Origin of the sequence: Sphingobium sp. LF-16 (assembly GCF_003711185.1) — a bacterium.
GTDB lineage: Bacteria > Pseudomonadota > Alphaproteobacteria > Sphingomonadales > Sphingomonadaceae > Sphingobium > Sphingobium yanoikuyae_A.
The window spans coordinates 1,689,340-1,713,046 of sequence record NZ_CP029335.1 but is presented as its reverse complement, the minus strand read 5'-3'; the positions used below and the strand labels follow the sequence as shown (position 1 = coordinate 1,713,046).

Genomic DNA, 23,707 nt, shown 5'->3' with positions numbered 1-23,707 from the left:
TTCAGTTCTCGATCTTGACGAAATCGAGCTTCAGGAACTGGTCCATCATCGGGCCCTTCCATTCTTCGGGCACGGGGATGGTGCCGAGCGCCCAGCCGATGATGTCGGCATCCTGTTCGTCCATGAAACGCTCGAACCAGGCGATCTGCTCTTCGTTCCAGGTCGCATGGTAGCGTTCGAAGAAGCCGCCGACCGTGTAATCCGCCTCGCGCGTGCCCCGGTGCCAGGCGCGGAATTTCAGGCGACGCATCAGCGGGTTGTCGTTCACAATTTGTTCCTTTAACGGACGTGCCGAAACAGCCGATCGGATATTTGAATGACCGTCCCGGCTGCGTTAGAGAAGCCTCAGATAGCCATGCGACCCGATATTCTCAATCCGCTCTTTGCCGAAATCTCCGCGCTCAAGGGCATTGGCCCGGCGCTGGCCCGTCCGCTCGAACGGCTGGGGCTGGCGCGGGCAGTCGATGTCGCCTTTCACCTGCCGGTCAATTATGTCGATCGGAAACTGATCGACGAACTGGACATGGCGGACGCCGGCAAGGTGATCGGCATCATGCTGACCCCGGTCGATTATCGCGCCAGTGGCAATGCGCGCGCGCCGTTCCGGGTGCAGGCGCTGGACGCCCATGGCAATGCCGTCTCCCTCGTCTATTTCGGCCGCAACAGCGCCTGGCCGCGCAAGCTGTTGCCGCTCAACGAAGCGAAATTCGTGTCGGGCAAGCTGGAAGCCTATGGCGACAATCTGCAGATGGTCCATCCCGACTATGTGTTGCCGCCCGAGGAGGCCGACACCGTGCCGGCGCGCGAAAGCGTCTATGGCCTGTCGGAAGGGCTGACCAACAACCGGATGCGCGACCTAGTGGGGCAGGCGCTGGCCCGTGCGCCCGAACTGCCCGAATGGATCGAGCCGAGCCTGCTGGCGAGCAAGGGCTGGCCGGCCTGGCGCGCGGCGCTGGAGCGTTTCCATGCCGACCCGACCGACGCGCAGGCGCGCGAGCGGCTGGCCTATGACGAGATTTTTGCCGGGCAGCTGGCGCTGATGCTGGTGCGGCAATCGTCGCGGCGGCGGCGCGGCGTGCCGATCAGCGGCGACGGGCGCCTGCGGGCGATGCTGAAGCTGCCTTTCGCCCCAACCGGTGCCCAGCGCCGCGCGATCGGCGAGATCGAGGGCGACATGGCGCAGGCGACGCCGATGCTGCGGCTGCTGCAGGGCGATGTCGGATCGGGCAAGACGCTGGTGGCGCTGATGGCGCTGCTGAACGCGGTCGAGGCCGGGATGCAGGGCGCGATGCTGGCACCGACCGAAATATTGGCGCGGCAACATCATGAGACGCTGCGCAAGATGGCGTCGGGTCTTCCGATCGAGATCGCGATCCTGACCGGGCGCGAGAAGGGGAAGGTGCGCGAGGCGACGCTGATGGGGCTGGCCGATGGCAGCATCCACATCCTGGTCGGCACCCACGCGATCTTTCAGGAGAAGGTGCAGTATAAGGCGCTGGGCCTGGCCGTGATCGACGAGCAGCATCGCTTCGGCGTGGCGCAGCGGATGATGCTGGCCAGCAAGGCCGAGCGATCGCCGCATCTGCTGGTGATGACGGCGACGCCGATCCCGCGCACGCTGACCCTGACCTATTATGGCGAGATGGACGTGTCGCGGCTGGACGAGATGCCGCCGGGCCGCCAGCCGATCCAGACTTTGGTGATGTCCGCCAACCGGCTGGACGAGGTGGTCGAGGGGCTAGCCCGCCATGTCGAGGGCGGCGGGCAGGCCTATTGGGTGTGCCCGCTGGTCGAGGAGAGCGAGACAAGTGACCAGGCGGCGGCCGAGATGCGCGCCGAGACGCTGCGCCAGCGCTTCGGCGACCGGGTGGGGCTGGTCCATGGCAAGATGAAGGGGCCGGACAAGGATGCGGCGATGGAGGCCTTTGCCGGCAATCGCACCCAGATATTGGTGGCGACCACGGTGATCGAGGTCGGCGTCGACGTGCCCAATTCGAGCCTGATCATCATCGAGGGGGCGGAGCGTTTTGGGCTGGCGCAGCTGCATCAGCTGCGCGGCCGGGTGGGGCGCGGCGACAAGCCGTCGGTCTGCCTGCTGCTGCGCGGCAATGCGCTGGGCGAGACGTCGCGGGCGCGGCTGGCGCTGATGCGCGAGACCAATGACGGCTTCCGGATCGCCGAGGAGGATCTGAAGCTGCGCGGTGCGGGCGAGGTGCTGGGCACGCGCCAGTCGGGTGAGGCGGAGCTGAAGATCGCGACGCCCGAACATGTGTCGGCATTGGTGGACGCCGCGCGCGACGACGCCCATCTGCTGATCGACCGCGACGGTGGGCTGGACAGCGAGCGGGGACAGGCGGCGCGCACCTGTCTCTATCTGTTCGAAAAGGATGCCGCGGTGGGGTTGCTGCGGGGGGGGTGAGCGGCGCGGCCGTTCCCTTGACAGTATTGCTCGCATAGGACACCCCGTGGCGATGACGCCAGAACCGATCCAAAAGCTGAGCCGACGCGGCATTGCGGTCGAGATCGTGGCCTTTGTCGGCTTCGCGCTGCTGGCCAAATATGGGTTGAGCCTGCTCTTCTGGCGCTATGCCGGCCCGGTGTCGCTGCTGCTGACGCTGTATATGCGTTTTTGCGGCCTGAGCTGGTCGGCGATGGGATTGATCCCGCTGCCGGGATGGAGGGCCAAACTGATGGTCCTGCCCAAGGCGGGGTTGACGCTGCTGGCCTTTGCCATCGTCGTTGCACTGGTGACAATCGTCGGGCCGGCGATTGGACTGGCGTTCCTGGCGAAGGAATCCGCTGGCGTAGCCGATCGCTGGGGCGCGGTGGCGGGGAGCCTGCCGCATTTTCTGTTGTGGATCGGCATCGTGTGGAGCGCGGCGGCCTTTGGTGAGGAGATGTTCTTTCGCGGCTATCTGATCACTCGGTTGCAGGCGCTGTTCCCGGCCGGCCGCGTGGGTGCAGCGATGGCCGTACTCCTGTCCGCGCTGATCTTTGGCTATGGCCATTTCTATTATCAGGGGTGGCGCGGGGCGATCATGACTGGTGGGATCGGTCTGGCGTTCGGGGCGATGTTCCTGTTGTTCCGGCGCAATCTGTGGCCGTTGATCCTGTTGCACGGCGTCATCGACACGCTGACCTTCACCGCCATATTCATGCGATGGAAGTAGCGATCGGCCAAGGCTTCATCCTGTAAGGCGTGATCACAATCTCTGCTGCATCTGCGAAACAAAATGCGGGGCGGTCGCGTTGCCCCTGGCATGACCGACATCAGCCTGACCCATATCACGCCGATGGCCGCGCTTTCGATCGCGCTGTCGGTGGTCGTCGCCTTCGCCGTTCACGGCGCGCTTTACTGGATTGCGGTGCGGCTGGTGAAGCGCGCGCGGATCGAGCCGCTGCTGTTGCCGGCCATCTTCCAGCCGACGCGCTGGCTGGTGGTGCTGCTGGCTCTGGGCGCGGGGCTCAAGTCGATCGAGATGGGGCCGCGGATCGAGGATATCTGGTCGATCGGGGCACGGATGATATTCGCGCTGCTGGTCGGCTGGCTGGTGTTTCGCGCCATGCGGGCGGGCAAGGCGATGCTGGAGGCACGCGCCGACATCAGCGTCGAGGATAATCTGAAGGCGCGGCGGCAGCGCACCAAGATCAGCATCCTCTATCGCATCTGTCAGTGCATTGTCGGCTTCTTCGTGATCGCGATGATGCTGATCGCCATTCCGGGCGTGCGCACGATCGGCGTGTCGCTGATGGCGTCGGCGGGCCTTGCTGCGCTGGCGGTGGGCGCAGCGGCGCAACCGGCGCTCAAGAATTTGATCGCGGGCATCCAGATGGCCTTTTCCGAGCCGATCCGGCTGGACGATGTCGTCATCATCGAAGGGGAATGGGGGCGGATCGAGGAGATCAGGCTGACCTATGTGATCGTGCGCATCTGGGACGACCGGCGCATGGTGGTGCCAGTATCCTATTTCCTGGAGAAGCCGTTCCAGAACTGGACCACCAGCACGTCGGACCTGCTGGGCACGGTTTTCCTCTATGTCGATCCGACCGCGGATATCGAGCGGATCCGCGCGCGCTTCGTCGAGGCGGTGAAGGCGAACGGGCGCTGGGACGGGCGGGTGGCGATCTTGCAGGTGACCGACCATCGCGCCGATGCGCTGGAACTGCGTGGGCTGCTGTCGGCGCGCAATGCTGGGATCGCCTTTGACCTGCGCTGCGAGGTGCGCGAGGCGATGCTGACCTTCCTGCGGACCGACATGCCCGAGGCGCTGGTGCGCGGGCGTCAGACGCTGGAGAGGGATGAAGCCTTTACCAGGCGGTCCGGCGTGGCGGGATGAGCGCCATCATGGCGTCATAGCCTGCGGTCGGGATCGGCTCGACAAATTCGAGGCCGATCCGGCCTTCCTCGCTCCAGCGGACGAGAGCGCGACGATCCTTGAGCACCGGTAGCCAGATCAGCACCCGGCCGCTCAGCGCGAGCAACTCTTCCGTGCGGCACATCAGGCCGAGTGGCGAGATGTTGATGATCCGTACGCCATGGGTGCGGCCGTCCGCTGTGATATGGCTGACCATGTCGACCAGGTCGCGCGCCACCCGCCGCTGATCGACGGAAGGGTCGCGCGACCGCATGACATGGCCAAGATTGGCGAAAACCGAGGAGGACATGGGTTTCAGCCTAGCGGGCGGAAAGTGGAGGCTTTCCTACCTGGTAGCGTTAACTCGACTGAAACCCTGTTTGTCCTCAGGCGGTGACCAGGCCGTGCTTCTTGGCGCCGAAGCTCAGCTTGTCGCCGACCTTGAGCGTGACGGCGGGGTCGGTGACGACTTCACCATTCACCTTGATCGCGCCCTCGGCCAGCTTGCGGCGGACTTCCTTGTTGGAGGTCGCAAAGCCAAGGCCGGTGGTCGCCTGGATGACGGTCAGCCCCTCGGCGCCGAGCGCAACGGTCGGCAGATTGGCGTCCGACGCGCCTTCCTCGAAGGTCTTGCGCGCGGTTTCGGCGGCGAGAGCGGCGGCTTCGGCGCCACGGCAGAGCGCGGTTGCCTCGTTCGCCAGGATCTTCTTGGCCTCATTGATCTCCGCGCCCTGCAGCGCGGCGAGACGGTTGACCTCATCCATCGGCAGATCGGTGAACAGGCGCAGCCGGTTGAACACGTCGGCGTCGGCGGTGTTGCGCCAGAACTGCCAATAATCATAGTCGGACAGCTGGTCCTGGTTCAGCCAGACGGCGCCGCCCACGGTCTTGCCCATCTTGGTCCCGTCGGCATTGGTCAGCAGCGGCGTGGTGAGGCCGAACACCTGGGTGCCATCGACGCGGCGGGCCAGTTCGACGCCGTTGACGATATTGCCCCACTGGTCCGATCCGCCCATCTGCAGGCGGCAATCGCTGCGGCGCGACAGCTCCAGGAAGTCATAGGCCTGGAGGATCATGTAGTTGAATTCGAGGAAGCTGAGCGACTGCTCACGGTCGAGGCGCAGCTTGACGCTGTCGAAGCTCAGCATCCGGTTGACCGAGAAATGCTGGCCGATGTCGCGCAGGAACGGGATATATTCGAGCTTGTCGAGCCAGTCGGCATTGTCGACCATGATCGCGTCGGTCGGGCCGTCGCCAAAGGTCAGGAAGCGTTCGAACACGCGCTTGATGCTGGCGACATTTTCCTGGATCAGGTCGACGGTCAGCAGCTTGCGCGCTTCATCCTTGAAGCTGGGATCGCCGATCTTGCCGGTGCCACCGCCCATCAGGACGATCGGCTTGTGACCCGCCTTCTGCAGCTGGCGCAGCATCATGATCGACACGAGATGGCCGACATGGAGCGACGGCGCGGTCGGGTCGAAGCCGATATAGCCCGGCACCACCTGTTTGGCGGCCATGGCATCAAGCCCTTCCGCGTCGGTCAGCTGGTGGATGTAGCCGCGTGCTTCGAGCAGGCGGAGGAGATCGGACTGATAGTTGCTCATGACGCGCGCCTGTAGCATTGGGGCAGCAACTGGAAAAGAGGCGGAGTTTTCGATCATGTTGGCAATCGGTCTGATGTCCGGCACCTCGCGCGACGGGATCGACGCCGCGCTGATCGAGACGGACGGCGAGGGGCAGGCCGAGGCAATCATTTTCCACGCCCAGCCCTACAGCGATGATTTCCGCGAACGGCTGGCCGCTGCCTGCGCGCGGGCAATGGCGATGGACGCGCCGGGCGAGGACCCGCTGATCCGGGCGGTGGAGATGGACCTTACCAATTTCCATATCGATGCGATCGCCGACATGCTGGGCCGCAGCGGGCATGTGGCGGAGGATATCGGGGTGATCGGCTTTCATGGCCATACCGTTGCCCACCGGCCTGAGCGGCGCTGGACCTGGCAGATTGGTGACGGCGCGGTGCTGGCCGGCGCGTTCGGCATTCCCGTGGTCGCCGACCTGCGCAGCGCCGATGTGCGCGCGGGCGGGCAGGGCGCGCCGCTGATGCCGGTCTATCATCGGGCATTGTCCGATGGTCTGGCAAAGCCGGTCGGCATCCTCAATCTGGGCGGGGTGGCGAACATCACCGCGGTTGGATCGGACGGCAGCCTGGTTGCCTTCGACACCGGGATGGCGAGCGGCCTGATCGACAACTGGATGCAGGCGCATGGCGACGCGGCCTATGATGCGGGCGGCGCGACCGCCGCGCGGGGCCAGGTGGACGAGGCGCGGCTGGCGGCGATGATGGCCGATCCCTGGTTCGCCGCGCCGCCGCCCAAGAGCATCGACCGCGAGGCCTTCACCATCGCGCCGGTCGAGGGACTGTCGCTGGCGGATGGGGCGGCGACGCTGACCGCCTTTTCCGCGCAGGCGGTGGCGCGCGGTGTCGACCATCTGCCCGAGCGGCCGGCGCGCATCTATGTGGCGGGCGGCGGGCGTCATAATGCCACGCTGATGGCGATGCTGGCGGCGCGGACCGGCGCCGATGTCCGCTCGGTCGACGAACTGGGCTGGGATGGCGACGCGCTGGAGGCGCAGGGCTTTGCCTATATGGCCGTGCGCCACCTCAATGGCCTGCCGATCAGCTTTCCCGGCACCACCGGCGCGCCTGAACCGATGACCGGCGGCGTGTTGTTCCAGCCCTGAAAAAGGGGGATGGGGCGACCGGGCGCCGCCCCTGATCCTTATTGCCGCAGGCGCTCGATCGCCTGGGCAAGGGCGACATAGAGCTTGCCCATGTCGGACGAGAGGATGGCGACGCCCAGGGCATTGCCGTCGCGCGCCGACAGGATGATCCGCAGCATCGCCTCGAAATCGTGGATGTAGCGGTTCACATGCTCGCGGAAATCGGCGTCATTGTCATAATGGAGCGCGATTTCGCGGGACTCGCCGGCGTCGAGCAGCTTGACCGCCCGGCGGGTGAAGACGCCGCGATCGCCCTTGAGATAGGCCGACCAGTTGGTGTCGGTCACATCGTTGGACAGGATCTTGGCGACGTCGATCGCGGTGCTGTTGAGCGATTCGATCAGCAGGGCGGAGCGGCGGGAGAAATGGTCGCGATCGCGTTCCTCGGCCGCGCGGCCGGCTTCCTCGATCCTCTGTTCCAGCCCGGCGCTGGTATCGGCGATCGTCATCAACTGGCGGGTCAGCCGGTCCGAAGCATTGTGCGCGGCGCGCACGGCCTCTTCCGCGACATCGGCCAGCTTCTCGATCTGGGCCGAAACCTGATCGCCGACGGCCTGCTGCATCGCTTGCTCGCTGGCTTCGGCCAGGTTCTGCACCGCGTCGGGGATGGCGCGGCCGAGCGCCTGACGGGCGCGCTCGGCGGCCTGTTCGGCGGTGTCCTTGACGCGGAGCAGGGCGGTGATGAGCAGCGGGCCGGCACCTTCGGTGATGCGGGTCGTGTCCTCATGCGCGGCGTCGAGCGCGGTGCGCAGCTTTTCCACCAGCTCGCGGTTGGATTCGATGCCGCTTTGCGTGCTCTCCAGCCATTCGGAGAGACGGCGACCCTGGCCGCGCAGCATCTCTTCGGCTTCCTGGGTGCGGCCGACCAGCGCTTCCGAAATGGCTTCGAGCCGTTCCAGTTCGGGCGTTGCGGCGCCCAGCATGGCGCGGCTGGTTTCCAGCCGTGCGTCGAAGCGGGCGAGCGCGCCGGGATAGGTTTCATCCAGTTCGCGAACGCTCGAATCGAGCGCCACCATCAGCGTTTCGGCATTGCCGATCAGCTTTTCGGCGGTGGTGCCGCCGTCATGCAGCGCCGTGTCGATCCGGCGGGTTTCCTCGGTCAGGCGGGTCAGCGCGTCGGTCAGCTTCTGGCTGCGGGCGAGGGCATTATCCTCCAGGGCGGCAAAGCGGGCCTCGGCCTGGTCGATCGTCTGGTTGAGCGTGCCGTGCAGCCCGGCCATCAGGCTGCGCTGTCCTTCGACCAGATCGTTGATCTGGTGCAGGCGGCTTTCGACCTCGCCAATATCGTCGGCAAGGCCGGCGACGGTATCGGTGCCGATCGCGGCGATGCTGTCGCGCGAACGGGTGATTAGGCTGTCCAGTGCGCCGGCCTGATCGCGCAGCCCGGCATCGGTCAGGGCGAGCGTTTCGCGGGCCTGGAGCAGGGTGGCGTCGAGCCGCTGGCGCAGATCGTCCTCGATCGAGCCAAGATCCTGGCCCAGCGCGGCGAGCGCATTCTGGCTGGTGGCGGTGATGCTGGCCTGGGCACGGGCGACCAGCGCTTCCAGCGTGGCACGCTGGGTCGAAAGCCCTTCCTGCGCGCGCTCCATCGTGTCGCGCACCTGATCCATCGAGGTTTCGAGGCGACCGCGCAGCGATGCCTCGACCAGATCGAGATCCTGGGTGAGGGCGCGAACCGCACCATCGCTGGTTTCGCCGAGCGACAGGGCAACGCGATTGACCAGCACGTCCAGTGCGGCCGACTGGGCATCGATGTCCTGCCGGGTCTGGTCCATGGCGGCGCGCGCGCTCTGCGCCGATGTCTCGATCCGCCCGGCGGCGATGTCGGCCAGGCCGTTGACCTCGTCGGTGGCGCTGCGGGTCGTCTCCTGCAACTGGCCTAGCTGGCTCGACAGGCTCTTGGTCGCGGACAGGGTGCGGGTGCGGGTGTCGTCGGACAGTTCGCCCAGCGCGTGGAGGCGCGCTTCGAGCGTGTCGATCCGTTCGGCCAGCGCATGACCATTGTCCATGATCTGCGCGGCCATGCGCACGGCCCGTTCTTCGAGTTGAGGCATGGCGGCGATCAGCGCGTCCATCCGCGCGACCAGAGCGGTGCCAGCACGCTCGGCGCTTTCGGCGCGATCGGCGGTGGTCTGGGCGCGGCCGGCGATCAGTTCGGCCGATGCCTCCATATTGCTGCTGGCGGCGGCGCCATAGCTGTCGAGCAGTTCGGCCTGATCCTGCATCGTCTGGCGTGCGGATTCGAGCCGGTCGGCGATCCGGCCGAGGCGCAGTTCGAGCAGTTCTGCCTCGGTCCGCAGCGCATGGGCGGTATCGAGATAGCGGCGCGATTCGGCGCGGCTGTTACGCACGATCAGCAGATAGGCGATGCCGAGCAGGCTGATCGGCACCAGCAGCGTGGCGACGAGCGCGGGCCAGGCGGCCGGGCCGGCGCGCCACTGATCCGATACGATCGTTGCCCAGAGCGCGAAGCCGAGCCAGAGCGCGGCCAGCAGGCCGAGCCCGATCCGGGCGTTGCGCACCAGCTTTTCGCCTTCCCCCTGCGCGTCGTCAGGGGCATCATCAATGTCCAGTACGGCCTGCTTCAATAGCAGGATGTCATCCGCGGCCGGCGCGTTGCCGGTCGCGTTTCCCTCGTCTCGCCAGAATTCGACGATTGTGCTGCCCCCATTCATGGGTGTGATCCTATCATCTTTTCCGTCTGCGCAAATGCCTTGTTACCAAAACTTAACGCAATTTCGATAGCTTCCGTCCCCATGTCCTATGATCCTGGCGCTCTTAATGCGGCATTGGCCGCCGCCGTCGGCGAAGACGCGGTGCTGATCGCCGATCTGCGCGTGGCTTTCCTTGAAAGCGCGGAGCGCCATCTCGACCTGATGAGCCGGGCGCGCTGCGACGCCAATTGGGAATTGGCGGCCTGGCGCTTGAAAGGCCTGGCGGCGAGTTTCGGCCTGACCAGCCTGATGGCGCTGGCGGACGAGGCGGTCGAGGCCGCGCCGGGCGATCCGCGCGCCTTGCAGCGCTTGCGCAGCACGATCGCGCTGCTTCAGCAGGGCTGAAACCGGTGATTTGAAAGCGCCTGCTTGCGCTGCGTCGTTCGGCTTGCAAGAAGATCGTCGCAATCAAAACGGGTCGGTTTCCAGACAATATGACATTCGCGGCCATTCTCAGTGCCAGCCGGGCTTCAGGTGATTCGCCTGCAGCGCTTCGCGCCACCCTGCATTTCGCCGGCCAGACGCTGGTCGAATATCAGGCGCGACAGGCGGTCCGGGCCGGTGCGGACCGGATCATGATCCTGGTCAGCGTCATCACGCCGGCCATTTCGCAGGCGGTCGACCGGCTGAGCGCGGACGGCATTGCCGTCGCCCTGATCCGCGACATGGTGTCGATGGTGCGCGATGCGCCGCGCGACGCGGATGTGCTGCTGGTGGCTGATGGCGCGGTGGTGGCGCAGGGCCATTATGATGCGCTGGCGGGGCAGGCGGGCAATGCTTTGCTGGTCACTGACGACAGCCGCGCCAGTGCGCCGTTCGAGCGGATCGATGCGGGGCAGCGCTGGGCCGGGCTGGCGCGGATCAATCCGGCGCTGCTGTTCGGCACGCTGGACATGATCGGTGACTGGGATCTGGCGCTGACGCTGGTGCGATCGGCGGTGCAGGGCGGTGCGGTGCGAATCACCGTGCCGCAGGATGATCTGCTGGAAGGCCGAGTCGCGCTGGTCGACGGGCAGGAACAGGCGGACCTCGCCGCGCAGGCGGTGATGTCGACCGGCACGCGATCGGGATCGTCCAGCCGCGGCGGGATCGAACATTATTTGTTCGGGCCGCTCGCCCGGCTGCTCGGCCCTGCATTGATGCGGAGCCAGGTGCCGGCGATGCAGGTGCGGATCGGTTCGATCGCGCTGGCCGGCATTGCGTTGATGCCGCTGGAACTGGGCTGGCCGGGCACCGGGCTCAGCCTGTTGCTGCTGGCGCTGCTGCTGGCGGAACTGGCCGATCGACTGGATGAAATGGCGCTGCGCCGGCCGCCGAGCGGCTGGATCGCCTTTCTAGCGCCGGGGCTGGCGCTGATCGGCGTGATGCTGTCGGGCAGCGGGATGGTGCCCAACTATCTGGCGTTGCTGCTGGGCATCATCACGCTTGCCGATCGCTGGCGCCGGACCGGGGCGGCGCGCGCCTGGATGATCTTCACGCCCGGCACCGCGTTGCTGGTGCTGCTGCTAGCTCTGCTGACGGGGGCGGAGGCGCTTGGTTTCGACGTTGCCATGCTGGCGGCGATCGGATCGATTGGGGCGATCATCCTGTCGCGTCGGGGCGGATGATTTTTGTCGCATCGAGAGCGTTGATTTTGCTGTCAGGGTTTAGTGCATTTTAACGACGTGGGGTTATGCTGCCTTGCATGAGCGCCCACACGTCCCTTGCCGGATCCATCATGGCGGACAGCTGGCCCATGGCACATGTCATGGCCGGCATGTCGGCCGTGCCCGTCGGCCATGCGATTGATCTCGCCTTTTTCTTTCCGGTCGAGGACCGCGCGCGCCATGATGCGCTGATCGCGGAGACGCGCCGTCATCTGGGCGGATGCCTGACTGCGATCGAGACTGCGCTGAGGCTGAGCCTGGCGGGTGATCCTGCAATTGCGGCAGCGCTGGGACGTTGGCCCGATGGGCTATGCTGGCCGACCATCTGTGCGCAGCCGACCCTGCTGGGGCCGGCCTTGCTTGCCCATATGCAGATGCGTGCGGGGGTCAGCCTGTTGCTGCGGCAGATCGGGCGCCCCGATGGCGAGCAGCCGGAACAGCCCGAGGCCGAATCGATCCTGTCGTCGGACGATCCCGAAATTGGTGACGCGATCGTCGCGCTGGCGCTGGCCGAGGGGCAGTGGCAGGCGATGGGGGGCGAGGATCAGCCGATGCGGCCCGATCTGCCGGCCGAACATTTTGCCGAACTGGTATGGACTGCAGCGGCCTGTCTGGCGGCGGTGGTGCAGCGCACCGCGCTGGAGCCGGACAATCAATTGCTGGGCGCGTTCGAGCGGGCGGGCTGGGCGCTGCTTGCCAGCCATGACGAAAGCAATGGCCCGATCGCGGCGGCCGACCAGCTGGTGCGCCGGTTGGGGCCGCAGGCCGATGCGCCCGACCTTCTGGGCGCGGCGCTGGGGCAGCGGCGTTTCCTGCTGTTTGCGGCGCTGGCCGGGCGACGGCTGCGCCTAGGCACCGCGCAGGTGACGGACATATTGATCATGGGGCCGGTGATGCAGGTGGCGACACTGTGCCGGGCGCTGGGCGGAACCGGGGCGGATTATCGCCATCTGCTGCTGGCGCTACGGCCGGTGCGGCCGGGTCTGTCGGACGCGGTGATCGTGGCCGAGGCCGACCAATATCAATTGCTGAGCGACGTGAAGGCGGAAGCCGTGGTGGGCGCCCTGCGCGCGCCGGCCGCCTTCCGCGCGAAGCTCGATCATTTGCGGCGCGTCACCGGATGAACATGACGCTCCACCCCTCCATCGTCCGGGCAACGGCATCGGCGGACGGCACGCTATTGAGTGCCGATGCCCCGCTGCTCGCCTTGCAGCGGGAGGCGGGGAGCGATCTGCTGGGGCCGCTCGCCATTCCGCAACTGGCGGCTGTGGTGCGGTTGGCGGCGCGATTGGGCGTCACGGTGTCGCGGCCGGTGGTCGCGGCGGCGGAGCGCGGCGATATCGACATGTGGGTACGGGCGCGCAGCGACGAAGGGCCGGACGGGCGCATCGTGTCGCTGGCGGTGGTCGACTGGAGCGAGCGGCCGCCGCTTGCCAATACCGGCGATCATAGCCGGCGCGAGGCCGATCTGGCGGCGCTGGCCGATGGCTGGACCTGGCAGATCGACACCCAGTTGCAGTTCCAGATGGCAATTGCCGGGACCGACCGGCAGGGCGCATTGCCGACGCAGCCGCCCATGCCGGGTAGCCGTTTCTCCAGCTATTTCGAGTTGCAGAGCGATGGTGAGGGCGACATGGCGATCCTGCGCGGCTTCACCCAGCGCCGCGCCTTCCGCGATCAGGTCGCGACATTGGTGCATGATCCCGAACAGCATGTGCGGCTGGCGGGCTTTCCGCTGTTCGATCTGGCCGGCCATCTGGTCGGCTATCGCGGCAAGGCCTGTCCGATCGAGCGACCGCCGGCGCTGGCGCGGGCGGATACGACGCAATTGTCGCTCTATCCCGGCGAGTTCGGCAAGCGGCTCGACCGGTCTCTGCGCCAGCCGCTGGGGCGGATCATCGCCAATGCGGACACGATCGGCGCGCAACTGGAAGGGCCGTTGCGGCCCGATTATGCCGATTATGCCAATGATATTGCGACTGCCGGCCGTCACCTGATGGCGCTGGTCGACGATCTGGCGGATCTGCAGGCGATCGACCGGCCCGATTTCGGCGTGATCATCGAGGATGTCGACCTCGCCGACCTGGGCCGGCGAGCCGGCGGCCTGCTGACGGTCAAGGCGCTGGATAGGCACATCAAGATCCATTGCCCGGATGCCGACCAGATATTGATGGCGAGGGGCGAGTTCCGCCGCGTGCTGCAGATACTGGTCAATCTGGTCGGCAATGCGGTGCGCTATTCGCCCGAGGGATCGCAAGTGCGCATCGTCGTGGAGCGGGAGCATCGGCAGGCACGGGTGCTGGTGATCGACCAGGGGGCGGGCGTGGCGCTGGAGGATCGCGAGAAGATTTTCGACAAGTTCGAGCGGCTGGGACGTGACGATCCCGGCGGTAGCGGGCTGGGCCTCTATATCTCGCGCAAGCTGGCGCGGGCGATGGGCGGCGACATCAGCGTTGGCGGCACGCCGGGCGAGGGCGCGCGCTTCATCCTGACGCTGCCGGTGCTCGACTGACGGGCGCGCGATCGCGCTTATATGAGATAAAGAGCGCTTGTTTGTCCGGCCGATGCTGCCCCGATAGGGTGGTGGCATGGACAGATCGCATTGCCTGGCCACCTATGGCACGCTGGCGCCCGGACGGGCCAATCATCATCAACTGGCGGAACTGCAGGGCAGTTGGCAGGCAGGGCATGTGACCGGCCATCTGGTCGCGCATGGCTGGGCCGCGTCGATGGGCTTTCCCGCCTTCATTCCCGACGAGGGCGGTGCGGCGGTGCCGGTTCAGCTGTTCCGGTCGTCCGACCTGCCGGCGCACTGGGCGCGGCTCGATGCGTTCGAGGGGGCGGATTATCGCCGTGTCGCGATCGATGTGGTTACCGATCAGGGGCGCGTGCCGGCCTGGATCTATGTCCATGCAGGGGTAGGCGGCTGAGCCCTAAACGAAAAACGGCGCCCGATGGGGCGCCGTTCCTCTTGTCTCTTGTGACCGCGTCTTAGCGCTTGTCGACGGCGACATAGTCGCGCTGCGTCGGGCCGGTGTAGAGCTGACGCGGACGGCCGATCTTCTGCGCTGGGTCCGAAATCATTTCGTTCCACTGCGCGACCCAGCCGACGGTGCGGGCGAGGGCGAAGAGCACGGTGAACATTTCGGTCGGGAAGCCGATCGCCGAGAGGATCACGCCCGAATAGAAGTCGACATTCGGGTAGAGCTTCTTCTCGATGAAGTAGGGATCGTTGAGGGCGATCTGCTCCAGTTCCTTGGCGACGTCGAAGATCGGGTCGTTGACGCCCAGCTTCTCCAGCACGTCCTTCGCGGTCTTCTGCATCACGGTCGCGCGCGGATCGTAATTCTTGTAGACGCGATGGCCAAAGCCCATCAGGCGGAACGGATCGTCCTTGTTCTTGGCGCGGGCGATATATTCCGGGATGCGATCGACGGTGCCGATTTCGCGCAGCATGTTGAGCGCGGCTTCGTTCGCGCCGCCATGCGCCGGGCCCCACAGGCAAGCGATGCCGGCCGCGATGCAGGCGAACGGGTTGGCGCCCGACGAACCGGCAAGACGCACGGTCGAGGTCGACGCGTTCTGCTCATGGTCGGCATGCAGGGTGAAGATCTTGTCCATCGCGTCGACGACGATCGGATCGATCTTATACTCTTCCGCCGGGACCGAGAAGGTCATGTTCAGGAAGTTGGCGGTGTAGCTGAGGTCGTTGCGCGGATAGACGAAGGGCTGACCCACCGAATATTTGTACGCCATCGCAGCGATCGTCGGCATCTTGGCGATCAGGCGGTGGCTCGCAATGCGGCGCTGTTCCGGATCGTTGATGTCGGTCGAGTCATGATAGAAGGCCGACAGGGCGCCGACGACGCCGACCATGATCGCCATCGGGTGGGCGTCACGACGGAAGCCGCGGAAGAAGGCGGTCAGCTGTTCATGCACCATGGTGTGGCGCGTGATGGTGTTGGTGAACTCGGCCAGTTCCTTGGCCGAAGGCAGTTCGCCGTTCAGCAGCAGATAGCAGACTTCCATGAAGCTGGACTGTTCGGCGAGCTGGCCGATCGGATAGCCACGGTGCAGCAGCACGCCGGCGTCGCCATCGATATAGGTCAGGCCCGACTCGCAGCTGGCGGTCGAGGTGAAGCCCGGATCGTAGGTGAACATGCCGGTGTTGGCGTAGAGCTTGCGAACGTCGATGACCTGGGGACCGACGGTACCATCCATGATGGCATAGTCCTTGGCCTCTCCGCCAACGGTCAAACTGGCATTATTATCCGACATGTTTTTCTCCTTAACTGCCGTCAACCGGCCACCACGTGCCCCGCAGCGGTCAGTCGCTTCAAGCTTTCCTCTTTCCCCAGAAGGAAGAGGACATCAAAAATACCCGGCGAGACCGTGCGCCCGGTGAGCGCCGCACGAAGCGGCTGTGCCACCTTGCCCAGGCCAAGCCCCGCATCCTCTGCCACGCGGCGTATCACTTCATCGATCGCTTCAACCGTCCAGGACTGGACGGGCTGGAGAGCGTCGGCTGTCTTTTTCAGCAGCTCACGCGCGGGTTCATCTAGCAGAGCAGACGCCTTCTCGTCAAAATCGAGCGGGCAAGATTTGAACAGAAACTCCGCGCCTTCTGCAATTTCGTTAAGTGTCTTGGCCCGCGGCTTGAGCGAAACCATCGCCTGGGTCAAAATATCGCGCTGGGCGTCATTCAGTTGCGTATCAAGACGCGACTCAACGCGCGGGGCGACCAGAGCGGCCAGGCGCGCCTCATCGGCCTCGCGCAGATAATGGCCGTTCAGATTTTCCAGCTTCTTGATGTCGAAGCGCGAGGGCGAACGGCCGACGCCGTCGATATCGAACAGTTCGATGGCGCGCTCGATCGAGATGATCTCCTCGTCGCCATGGCCCCAGCCCAGGCGCAGCAGATAGTTGAGTACCGCTTCGGGCAGCATCCCCATCTCGTCGCGATAGGCGTCGACGCCGAGCGCACCGTGGCGCTTCGACAGCTTTGCGCCGTCCGACCCGTGGATCAGCGGGATATGGCCATAGACCGGCTCTTCCCAGCCCATCGCCTTGATAATGGCCAGCTGACGGAAGGCGTTGTTGAGATGGTCGTCGCCGCGGATGACATGGGTGACGCCCATGTCATGGTCGTCGACCACGACGGCCAGCATATAGGTGGGGGTGCCGTCCGACCGGAGCAGGATCATGTCGTCCAGCTCGGCATTCTGCACCACGACGCGGCCCTGGACCGCATCCTCGATGACCGTTTCACCGGTCCGAGGGGCCTTGATACGGATGACGAAGGGGGCGCCTTCGGGCGCTTCCTCCGGCGAACGGTCGCGCCAGCGGCCATCATAGCGCATCGGCTGCTTGGCGGCGCGCTGCTGTTCACGCAGCTCGGCCAGCTCTTCCTGCGTCGCATAGCAGCGATAGGCATGGCCATTGGCGAGCAGCTGGTTGGCGACCTCGGCATGGCGCGGGGTACGCTCGAACTGGAACACGGCCGGCTCATCGCCGCCCAGGTTCAGCCATTCCAGACCGTCGAAGATGGCTGCCACGGCTTCCTCGGTGGAGCGGGCGCGATCGGTATCCTCGATGCGGAGCAGGAACTTGCCGCCATGATGGCGCGCGAACAGCCAGTTGAACAGCGCGGTGCGGGCGCCGCCAATATGCAGGAAGCCCGTTGGCGACGGGGCGAAACGGGTCACCACCTGCTTGTTCAATCCCGTTGCACTTGCCGTCATATTCGCTGACATTCTTCCTGCCTGATCCATGGATGCGACGCCCCCTAGCATGGCTTTTGAGCCACGACAAACGTCCGTTGGGCGCAGGACGGTGCGTATTGCGCACAATGGATTTGCGCGGATCGAACAATGGCTGGAGGTGGAGCGCGAACAGCTCGCCTTGTGGGTGCCGGTGGCGCTGGGCGCGGGCATTGCCGGCTGGTTCGTACTGCCGGGACCGGCACACTGGCTGGCCAGTTGCTGCGCGGCGCTGGGGCTGGCCTGTCTGGCGCTGTTGCTGCCGGTGGGCGCGCGATTGCGGCATATGCTGGTGGCGGGCGGCTTGCTGGCTTGTGTTGGTTGCCTGCTGGTCTGGGGCAAGGCGACATGGCTGGGTCAGCCGCCGCTGGCCCGTCCCATATTCGTACAGGTGACGGGGACGGTGACGGCGGTGGCCAAGCTGCCGGCGCAACAGATGGTGCGCGTGGGGCTGCGGCCGATCGAGGCGCCAGCGCTGCCCGCGGCGATCCGAGTGAATATCGCGGAGGCGGATGTGCCCGAAGGACTGGGTAAGGGGGCGGTGCTGCGCTTTCGCGTGCGCCTGATGCCGCCCGCGCCGCCGAGCGTGCCGGGGGGCGTTCGATTTCGCGCGGCGTGCTTATTTCCAGGGGATCGGGGCGACCGGGCGGGCGCTGGCGCCGGTCGAAATGGTGGAGCAGGCGCGCGAGGGGCCGACGCTGCGGGCGCGACTGTTCGATCATATCGGCGGGCAGGTGGCGGGCGCACCGGCGGGGATTGCGGTGGCGCTGGCGACCGGCGATCAGGGCGCGATTGCCGAAGCGGATGCCGAGGCGATGCGGCGCAGTGGCCTTGCCCATCTTCTGTCGATCAGCGGGCTGCATGTGACGGCGCTGATCGGGGCGGTGATATTCCTGCTGTTGCGCCTGCTGGCGCTGATCCCGCGCGCGGCGCTGGACTGGCCGCTGATGCTGATCGCGGCGGCCGGGGGCGCGCTGGCGGGGATCGGCTATACGCTGCTGACGGGCGCGGAGGTGCCGACGGTGCGATCCTGCATCGCGGCGCTGCTGGTGCTGGGCGGGCTGGCGCTGGGGCGCGAGGCGATCACCTTGCGGCTGGTGGCGACCGGGGCGCTGGTGGTGCTGGTCTTCTGGCCGGAGGCGCTGATCGGGCCGAGCTTCCAGATGAGCTTTGCTGCCGTGGTCGCGCTGGTGGCGCTGGGCGAGCATCGGTGGTTCAAGGCGTTCGCGATGGCGCGGGACGAGCCTTGGTTGCGCAAGGCCGGGCGGACGGTGGCGGCGATGCTGATGACGGGCCTTGCCATCGAACTGGTGCTGGCGCCGATCGCCCTTTTCCATTTTCACAAGGCAGGTTTGCTGGGTGCGGTGGCCAACCTGATCGCGATCCCGCTCACCACCTTCGTCATCATGCCGCTGGAGGCGCTGGCGCTGGGCTTCGATCTGGTCGGGCTGGGCGCGCCCTTCTGGTGGCTCACGACCAAGGCGATCGCGCTGTTGCTGGCGGTGGCGCATGGCGTGGCGGCCAGCCCGATGGCGGTGATGCTGGCGCCGGCGGTGCCGGGCTGGATTTTCGGGATCATTGTCGTTGGTGGTCTGTGGTGCTTGCTGTGGCGCAGTCACTGGCGCTGGCTGGGGTTGGGGCCAATCGCAATCGGCCTGATCGGCATCGCGCTGCTGGCGCCGCCCGACATCGTTGTAACCGGCGACGGACAACATGTCGCGGTGCGAACACCGACGGGGACGATGGCGCTGCTGCGCGAGGGCGTGGGCGATTATGTCCGCGACGTGCTGAGCGAGAGCGCGGGCTATGACGGGACGCTGGAGGCGATCGCGAAGATGCCGCAGGCGCGCTGTTCGACCGATCTGTGCGCGGTGACATTGCCACGGGACGGGCGCGACTGGCATTTGCTGGTGACGCGCAATGCGATGCTGGTCGACCGGCCGATATTGGAGCGGGATTGCGCGGCGGCCGATATCGTCATCAGCGACCGGGGCCTGCCCTGGTGGTGCCGGCCGCGCTGGATGAAGATCGACCGCCGGCTGCTGTCACGCTCCGGCGGCCTGTCGATTGGCCTTGAAAGCGGCAAAGTTCACACCGTCCATCGGCCCGGAGACGCGCATCCGTGGATCGTGCGCCGCCGGCCCCGAACGGCCGGTCAGTTGTAGCGGCGCAGCAGGCCGGCGAGCTTGCCCTGGATGCGGACCTGGCGCGGATCGTAGATTTGCGGTTCATAGGCGGCATTGGCGGGATCGAGCCGGACCCGGCTGCCTTCGCGGCGGAAATATTTGAGCGTCGCTTCGGCGTCGTCGATCAGGGCGACGACGATCTGGCCTTCGCGCGCGACTTCGGTGCGCTGGATCAGCGCGAAGTCGCCGTCGAGAATGCCGGCCTCCATCATCGAGTCCCCCGACACTTCGAGCGCATAATGATCGCCCGAGCCGAGCAAGGCGGCGGGGACGGAGAGCATGGTATGGCTTTCCATCGCCTCGATCGGGACGCCGGCAGCGATGCGGCCGTGCAGCGGGATTTCGATCACGTCATTGGCGGCGGTCGGCAGCAGCACGGCCGGAGCCGACACCTTGGGCGTCGGAATGGCCGGCGCGGGCGCGCGGTGCATCGCGTCGGGCAGCTTGAGCACTTCGAGCGCGCGGGCACGGTTGGGCAGGCGGCGGATGAAGCCGCGTTCCTCCAGCGCATTGATCAGCCGGTGGATGCCGGACTTGGAGCGCAGGTCGAGCGCGTCCTTCATCTCCTCGAACGAAGGGGACACGCCGCCTTCTTCCAGCCGGGTCTGAATGAAGCTCAGCAATTCCTGCTGCTTGGGCGTCAACATCGGCGGTCCTCCATGGAACGAATGAAGAACGCATAGGAAACGGAAAGGGGCAAGTCAAGCGCGTTAAGCCATGCGCCGCTTTTGCCGGTCAGGCGGTCAGATAGTCAGGCGGTCAGGGGGATGATGTCGACCATGTCGCCGGCAATGGCGGGGGCTGAACCGGCCGGGCGGCGGATCAGACAGTCGGCCAGCGCCATGGCGGCTGTAGCGGCGCTGTCCTGCGCGGTGACCGAGACGATGCCGTCGGCGCCGCGATAGGCGCGCAGATAATCGTCGCGTTCCGCCGTCGCGCCGAGTGGGGCGGCAAGGCGGGCCTGCACGACCGGCGGCAGCGGCGCGCGCGATCCGGCGAGATGGCGGACCAGCGGGCAGAGGAAGAGGGTGCCGGTGACGAAAGCGGAGACCGGATTGCCCGGCAGGCCGAGGAAGGTGGCGTTCCCCAGGCGCCCGGCCATCAGCGGTTTGCCCGGCCGCATCGCGATCTTGTAGAAATCGAGCGTGCCGCCGGCGGCCGCAAAGGCGGGGCGGACATAGTCATGGTCGCCGACCGAGGCGCCGCCGGTCGAGACGATGATGTCGGCCTGTGCCGCCTGTTCCAGCGCCTGCGTCATGGCGCCAAGATCGTCAGGCACGATGCCGAGGTCGATCACGTCGCAGGGCAGGGCGGCGAGCAGGGCGGCCAACATCGGCGCGTTGGACGAGGGGAGATATCCCGGCGGCGTCGGCGCGCCGGGGGGGACAAGCTCATTGCCGGTCGAGAGCAGGGCGATGCGCGGCCGAGCACCGACGGGCAGACTGCCATGGCCGCCCAGCACCGCAAGCGCGATCCGGCCCGGCGTGAGGCGGCTGCCGGCGCTGACCAGCGGCGTGCCGGCGCGGAAGTCTGAGCCGAGCAGGCGGACATGCCTGCCGGACGTCAATATGCCGTCATGCGCGGTCAGTGTGTCGCCATCGCGCGTGGCATTTTCCTGGATCAATATGGCGTCGGCGCCGGCCGGCAAGGGCGCGCCGGTGAAGATGCGGCAGGCCTGGCCCGGTTGCAGGGCCGGGATATTGGTGTCGCCCGCGCTGCTGGTGGCGACCAGTTGCCACGGCCCGGCGCCTTCGGATGCGCGCACGGCATAGCCGTCCATCGCGGAAAGATCGGCCCAGGGCTGGTTACGGAGTGCGCTGATGTCGGTGGCGAGCCAGCGACCGGCACAGGCGGCGACGGGCACATATTCGGCTGGCAACGGATCGGCGAGGGCAAGGAGCCGCGCCTGCGCGTCCGCGACCGGCATCAGGCTCATCGGTCGCTGCTCTCCGGCGCGGTCCAGTCGCCCGACTTGCCGCCGCGCTTGGCGAGCAGGCGAACATCGCCGATTATCATGCCCTTATCGAGCGCCTTGGCCATGTCATAGACGGTGAGCAAGGCGGCGGTCGCGGCGGTCAGCGCCTCCATCTCCACCCCGGTCTGGCCAGCGGTGCGCGCGGTTGCGGTGACGGTGACGCCGTCATCGTGGAGAGTAAAGTCGATGGTGACGGCGCTCAGCGGGATCGGATGGCAGAGCGGGATCAGTTCGGCGGTGCGCTTGGCCGCCATGATGCCGGCGACGCGGGCCACGGCCAGCACATCCCCCTTCTTGACGAGGCCGGCGGCGATCGCCTGCGCAGCGTCGGCCGCCATGGTGATGCGGCCGGCGGCCACCGCCTCGCGCGCGCTCACGGCCTTGGCCGAGACATCGACCATGCGGGCGGCGCCATCCTCGTCGAGATGGGTGAGGCCGGTCATGCGCCTGTCAGCAGGTTGCGGGTCGCCGCCTCGACATCGGCCTGGCGCATGAGGGTTTCGCCGACCAGGAAGCAGCGCACGCCATGATCGGCCATGGCGGTGAGGTCGGCATGCGAGCCAAGGCCGCTTTCGGCAACGAAGGTGCAGCCATCGGGCGCCTTGCCGACCAGTTCATAAGTGCGCGCGAAATCGACGCTGAAATCGCGCAGGTCGCGGTTGTTGACGCCGATCAGGCGCGAGCGGAGCTTGAGCGCGCGTTCCAGTTCGGCCTCGTCATGCACCTCGATCAGGGCATCCATGCCAAGGCCAAGCGCGGCGTCCTCTATCTCCTGCATCTGGGCGTCGTCCAGCGCGGCAACGATGATCAGGATCGCGTCGGCGCCGAGCGCGCGGCTTTCGAGGATCTGCCAGGGGTCGACGATGAAATCCTTGCGCAGCACCGGCAGCGCGCAGGCCGATCGGGCGGCCATGAGATAATCGTCATGGCCCTGGAAATAGGGCTCGTCGGTCAGCACCGAAAGGCAGGCAGCGCCACCGGCGGCATAGGCCACCGCATGGGCCGGCGGATCGAAATCGGCGCGGATCAGCCCCTTCGACGGGCTGGCCTTCTTCACCTCGGCGATCAGGCCGAAGCCCGAACGGGCGGCATCGTCCAGCGCCCTGCGGAAGCCGCGCGGCGGGGTCTGCTCGCTGGCGCGGGCGTGGAGCGATGCGATCGTGGTCGCGGCCTTGCGGCGGGCGACATCCTCGCGCTTGAAATCGCAGATTTCGATGAGCTTGTTGGTCATTGATAGGCAATCCAGCAATTGAGGAGCGCGTTGGCAAGGCCGTTGTCGATCGCTTCGGCGGCCTGTTCGACGCCTTCCTGGAAATCATGGGCAGCGTCAGCCACCACCAAAGCGGCGGCGGCGTTGAGCAGCACGGCGTCGCGGTAGGCACCGGCCTCGCCCTGGAGCAGGGCGCGGAGCGCCGCGGCATTATGGGCCGGGTCGCCGCCGCGAATGGCGGTGACGGGTTGGGTCGAGAGGCCGAGGTCCGCGGCGGTCAGGCGGCGCATCGCGACCACGCCGTCGGCCGTCACCTCGGCAATGTCATTGCCGCCGGCGAGCGAGAGTTCGTCGAGGCCCTCGTCGCCCGACACGATCATCGCATGGGTCGCGCCAAGCTGGCCGAGCGCATCGGCATAGATGGGGACATAGGCGGGGCGGGCGATGCCGACGAGCTGGCGACGGACATTGGCGGGATTGGCGAGCGGCCCCATCAGGTTGAAGATGGTGCGTTCGCCGATCGACCGGCGGACCGGGCCGAGGCGTTTGAGCGCAGGATGGTAATTTTGTGCGAACAGGAAGCAGATGCCCAGATCCTTGAGCGTCGCTTCCGCCGTGGCGGCGGCGCGATCGAGATCAAGGCCCAGCGCTTCGAGCGTGTCGGCGGCGCCCGCCTTGGACGAGGCGGCGCGATTGCCATGCTTGGCGACCGGCACGCCGGCGGCGGCCACCACCAGGCTGACGGCGGTCGAGACATTGAGCGTATGATGGCCGTCGCCGCCGGTGCCGCAGACGTCGATCGTGCCGTCGGGCGCGTCGACCGGGATCATCCGGGCGCGCATCGCACGGGCGGCGGCGGCGATTTCCGTCGCGGTCTCGCCGCGCCGCGCCATTGTGACGAGGAAGCCGGCGATCGCCTCGTCCGACAGGTCGGCGTCGAACAGCAGGTCGAAGGCGCGGGCGGCTTCGTCGGCGGCCAGGGGCGCGCTGGGATCGGGCAACAGGGTCATGGGCCAAGCCTTTAGTCCCGGCCGCGCGCGAAAGTCGAGGGCGACATGCTATTTGCCCGCCAATTGGA

Annotated in this window: 20 protein-coding genes and 1 pseudogene; 10 read left to right on the top strand and 11 right to left on the bottom strand. The window is 66.7% G+C overall.

The features are described from left to right. Nucleotide 1: 1 nt before the first annotated feature. Entirely contained in the window at nt 2–268 is a 267-nt protein-coding gene (locus DIZ22_RS08010; protein ID WP_048936904.1) for a succinate dehydrogenase assembly factor 2, read from the bottom strand. Between the two features lie 87 nt (nt 269–355). Here DIZ22_RS08010 and recG point away from each other — a divergent pair, with 87 nt between their 5' ends. The 3 genes from recG (at nt 356) to DIZ22_RS07995 (ending at nt 4,337) form a co-directional block, all read left to right on the top strand. After that, entirely contained in the window at nt 356–2,419 is a 2,064-nt protein-coding gene (gene recG / locus DIZ22_RS08005; protein WP_048936903.1) for an ATP-dependent DNA helicase RecG, read from the top strand. 52 nt (nt 2,420–2,471) lie between these two features. Further along, complete coding sequence (locus DIZ22_RS08000) at nt 2,472–3,170, top strand: type II CAAX endopeptidase family protein (protein WP_048936902.1); 699 nt, start codon at nt 2,472–2,474, stop codon at nt 3,168–3,170. A 63-nt stretch (nt 3,171–3,233) separates the two neighbouring features. Next, nucleotides 3,234–4,337, top strand: coding sequence for a mechanosensitive ion channel family protein (locus DIZ22_RS07995; protein ID WP_048936901.1), 1,104 nt, complete (start codon nt 3,234–3,236; stop codon nt 4,335–4,337). On the opposite strand, the gene DIZ22_RS07990 is transcribed toward DIZ22_RS07995, so the two are convergent. Continuing rightward, nucleotides 4,309–4,665 carry a PilZ domain-containing protein gene (locus DIZ22_RS07990; RefSeq protein WP_037520412.1) on the bottom strand — a complete coding sequence of 119 codons (357 nt, stop codon included), beginning with the start codon at nt 4,663–4,665 and terminating at the stop codon, nt 4,309–4,311. The genes DIZ22_RS07995 and DIZ22_RS07990 overlap by 29 nt on opposite strands. Before the next feature lie 76 nt (nt 4,666–4,741). Continuing rightward, nucleotides 4,742–5,959 carry a tyrosine--tRNA ligase gene (gene tyrS, locus DIZ22_RS07985; RefSeq protein WP_048937046.1) on the bottom strand — a complete coding sequence of 406 codons (1,218 nt, stop codon included), beginning with the start codon at nt 5,957–5,959 and terminating at the stop codon, nt 4,742–4,744. A 55-nt stretch (nt 5,960–6,014) separates the two neighbouring features. Here tyrS and DIZ22_RS07980 point away from each other — a divergent pair, with 55 nt between their 5' ends. Next, complete coding sequence (locus DIZ22_RS07980) at nt 6,015–7,100, top strand: anhydro-N-acetylmuramic acid kinase (protein WP_122928088.1); 1,086 nt, start codon at nt 6,015–6,017, stop codon at nt 7,098–7,100. 38 nt (nt 7,101–7,138) lie between these two features. Here the strand turns inward: DIZ22_RS07980 and DIZ22_RS07975 are convergent, their stop codons facing one another. Further along, on the bottom strand, nt 7,139–9,814 hold the full coding sequence (locus DIZ22_RS07975; protein WP_122928087.1) for a hypothetical protein: 2,676 nt from the start codon (nt 9,812–9,814) through the stop codon (nt 7,139–7,141). A gap of 81 nt (nt 9,815–9,895) precedes the next feature. Here DIZ22_RS07975 and DIZ22_RS07970 point away from each other — a divergent pair, with 81 nt between their 5' ends. From DIZ22_RS07970 to DIZ22_RS07950, 5 genes are all read left to right on the top strand, one after another. Then, the gene (locus DIZ22_RS07970) at nt 9,896–10,198 is read left to right on the top strand and encodes an Hpt domain-containing protein (RefSeq protein ID WP_037511783.1); all 303 of its coding nucleotides are present in this window, start codon (nt 9,896–9,898) and stop codon (nt 10,196–10,198) included. Between the two features lie 89 nt (nt 10,199–10,287). Next, a complete protein-coding gene (locus tag DIZ22_RS07965; RefSeq protein WP_048936897.1) occupies nt 10,288–11,460 on the top strand; it encodes a hypothetical protein in 1,173 nt (390 codons plus the stop codon). A 77-nt stretch (nt 11,461–11,537) separates the two neighbouring features. Continuing rightward, a complete protein-coding gene (locus tag DIZ22_RS07960; protein WP_048936896.1) occupies nt 11,538–12,623 on the top strand; it encodes a DUF2336 domain-containing protein in 1,086 nt (361 codons plus the stop codon). After that, a complete protein-coding gene (locus DIZ22_RS07955) occupies nt 12,620–14,011 on the top strand; it encodes a HAMP domain-containing sensor histidine kinase (RefSeq protein WP_048936895.1) in 1,392 nt (463 codons plus the stop codon). The genes DIZ22_RS07960 and DIZ22_RS07955 overlap by 4 nt, the downstream gene beginning before the upstream one ends. A gap of 76 nt (nt 14,012–14,087) precedes the next feature. Continuing rightward, the gene (locus tag DIZ22_RS07950) at nt 14,088–14,429 is read left to right on the top strand and encodes a gamma-glutamylcyclotransferase (RefSeq protein WP_048936894.1); all 342 of its coding nucleotides are present in this window, start codon (nt 14,088–14,090) and stop codon (nt 14,427–14,429) included. Between the two features lie 61 nt (nt 14,430–14,490). Here DIZ22_RS07950 and DIZ22_RS07945 read toward each other — a convergent pair whose 3' ends face one another. Then, on the bottom strand, nt 14,491–15,777 hold the full coding sequence (locus DIZ22_RS07945) for a citrate synthase (protein ID WP_010336542.1): 1,287 nt from the start codon (nt 15,775–15,777) through the stop codon (nt 14,491–14,493). A 20-nt stretch (nt 15,778–15,797) separates the two neighbouring features. After that, complete coding sequence (gene gltX, locus DIZ22_RS07940; RefSeq protein ID WP_169861118.1) at nt 15,798–17,270, bottom strand: glutamate--tRNA ligase; 1,473 nt, start codon at nt 17,268–17,270, stop codon at nt 15,798–15,800. A 19-nt stretch (nt 17,271–17,289) separates the two neighbouring features. On the opposite strand from gltX, the pseudogene DIZ22_RS22370 reads away from it, so the two are divergent. Continuing rightward, nucleotides 17,290–19,411 (top strand): annotated as a pseudogene (locus tag DIZ22_RS22370) (ComEC/Rec2 family competence protein); the annotation flags it as partial. A gap of 2 nt (nt 19,412–19,413) precedes the next feature. On the opposite strand, the gene lexA reads toward DIZ22_RS22370, so the two are convergent. From lexA to trpD, 5 genes are all read right to left on the bottom strand, one after another. Further along, complete coding sequence (gene lexA / locus DIZ22_RS07930) at nt 19,414–20,091, bottom strand: transcriptional repressor LexA (protein WP_048936892.1); 678 nt, start codon at nt 20,089–20,091, stop codon at nt 19,414–19,416. A gap of 104 nt (nt 20,092–20,195) precedes the next feature. Beyond that, nucleotides 20,196–21,380 (bottom strand): gephyrin-like molybdotransferase Glp, encoded by a 1,185-nt coding sequence (gene glp, locus DIZ22_RS07925; RefSeq protein ID WP_048936891.1) that lies wholly within the window; start codon nt 21,378–21,380, stop codon nt 20,196–20,198. Beyond that, a complete protein-coding gene (gene moaC / locus DIZ22_RS07920; RefSeq protein WP_048936890.1) occupies nt 21,377–21,862 on the bottom strand; it encodes a cyclic pyranopterin monophosphate synthase MoaC in 486 nt (161 codons plus the stop codon). Before moaC ends, glp begins: the two co-directional genes overlap by 4 nt. Further along, nucleotides 21,859–22,650 carry an indole-3-glycerol phosphate synthase TrpC gene (gene trpC, locus DIZ22_RS07915; protein ID WP_048936889.1) on the bottom strand — a complete coding sequence of 264 codons (792 nt, stop codon included), beginning with the start codon at nt 22,648–22,650 and terminating at the stop codon, nt 21,859–21,861. Before trpC ends, moaC begins: the two co-directional genes overlap by 4 nt. Further along, nucleotides 22,647–23,639 (bottom strand): anthranilate phosphoribosyltransferase, encoded by a 993-nt coding sequence (gene trpD / locus DIZ22_RS07910; RefSeq protein ID WP_048936888.1) that lies wholly within the window; start codon nt 23,637–23,639, stop codon nt 22,647–22,649. Before trpD ends, trpC begins: the two co-directional genes overlap by 4 nt. Nucleotides 23,640–23,707: the final 68 nt, after the last annotated feature.

Coding starts and splice junctions, on each gene's coding strand:
- DIZ22_RS07995 (WP_048936901.1), top strand. CDS start 3,234: ATGCGGGGCGGTCGCGTTGCCCCTGGCATGACCGACATCAGCCTGACC.
- glp (WP_048936891.1), bottom strand. CDS start 21,380: ATGAGCCTGATGCCGGTCGCGGACGCGCAGGCGCGGCTCCTTGCCCTC.
- DIZ22_RS08000 (WP_048936902.1), top strand. CDS start 2,472: ATGACGCCAGAACCGATCCAAAAGCTGAGCCGACGCGGCATTGCGGTC.
- trpC (WP_048936889.1), bottom strand. CDS start 22,650: ATGACCAACAAGCTCATCGAAATCTGCGATTTCAAGCGCGAGGATGTC.
- DIZ22_RS07990 (WP_037520412.1), bottom strand. CDS start 4,665: ATGTCCTCCTCGGTTTTCGCCAATCTTGGCCATGTCATGCGGTCGCGC.
- DIZ22_RS07970 (WP_037511783.1), top strand. CDS start 9,896: ATGTCCTATGATCCTGGCGCTCTTAATGCGGCATTGGCCGCCGCCGTC.
- gltX (WP_169861118.1), bottom strand. CDS start 17,270: ATGGATCAGGCAGGAAGAATGTCAGCGAATATGACGGCAAGTGCAACG.
- trpD (WP_048936888.1), bottom strand. CDS start 23,639: ATGACCCTGTTGCCCGATCCCAGCGCGCCCCTGGCCGCCGACGAAGCC.
- moaC (WP_048936890.1), bottom strand. CDS start 21,862: ATGACCGGCCTCACCCATCTCGACGAGGATGGCGCCGCCCGCATGGTC.
- DIZ22_RS07950 (WP_048936894.1), top strand. CDS start 14,088: ATGGACAGATCGCATTGCCTGGCCACCTATGGCACGCTGGCGCCCGGA.
- DIZ22_RS07960 (WP_048936896.1), top strand. CDS start 11,538: ATGAGCGCCCACACGTCCCTTGCCGGATCCATCATGGCGGACAGCTGG.
- DIZ22_RS07955 (WP_048936895.1), top strand. CDS start 12,620: ATGAACATGACGCTCCACCCCTCCATCGTCCGGGCAACGGCATCGGCG.
- DIZ22_RS07945 (WP_010336542.1), bottom strand. CDS start 15,777: ATGTCGGATAATAATGCCAGTTTGACCGTTGGCGGAGAGGCCAAGGAC.
- DIZ22_RS07965 (WP_048936897.1), top strand. CDS start 10,288: ATGACATTCGCGGCCATTCTCAGTGCCAGCCGGGCTTCAGGTGATTCG.
- recG (WP_048936903.1), top strand. CDS start 356: ATGCGACCCGATATTCTCAATCCGCTCTTTGCCGAAATCTCCGCGCTC.
- DIZ22_RS07980 (WP_122928088.1), top strand. CDS start 6,015: ATGTTGGCAATCGGTCTGATGTCCGGCACCTCGCGCGACGGGATCGAC.
- lexA (WP_048936892.1), bottom strand. CDS start 20,091: ATGTTGACGCCCAAGCAGCAGGAATTGCTGAGCTTCATTCAGACCCGG.
- tyrS (WP_048937046.1), bottom strand. CDS start 5,959: ATGAGCAACTATCAGTCCGATCTCCTCCGCCTGCTCGAAGCACGCGGC.
- DIZ22_RS07975 (WP_122928087.1), bottom strand. CDS start 9,814: ATGAATGGGGGCAGCACAATCGTCGAATTCTGGCGAGACGAGGGAAAC.